This window comes from Staphylococcus pasteuri, assembly GCF_030547725.1.
GTDB classification, from domain to species: Bacteria; Bacillota; Bacilli; order Staphylococcales; family Staphylococcaceae; genus Staphylococcus; species Staphylococcus pasteuri.
In genome coordinates, this window is the sequence record NZ_JAUOQO010000201.1 from 1 (window position 1) to 297 (window position 297).

Consider the following 297-nt stretch of genomic DNA (forward strand, 5'->3'; position numbering starts at 1 on the left):
AGGCTCATGTGGGGGCGTATCTGCGCCGCGACATGGCTGCGGACTTTCCTGATGGATGGCCCGAAGGTGTCAAAGGCGCGGTGCGTTTGATGGTTGCCAGCTTCTTTCATTATCGCGAGGCGGGCGCAGAGAGCGGTGGCGACGGGGTGCCGACGATGGCGCGCGAAATGCTGGCCCCGTATCGGTGTTTTGTCTGATGAAGGCCGGGGAGTTTTCCGATCGGGCGGTTTTCGAACGCAGACCTTCAGAGGCTGCGGGCGATGACGTTGCAATCGATGCCTATGGCAACCCGACGGG

The 297-nt window shown here is 62.0% G+C and carries 1 protein-coding gene; it reads left to right on the plus strand.

The window, feature by feature from the left end:
• A partial coding sequence (locus Q4528_RS13395; protein WP_303522007.1) for a head-tail connector protein occupies nucleotides 1–197 on the plus strand: 197 nt, incomplete at its 5' end.
• Nucleotides 198–297: the final 100 nt, after the last annotated feature.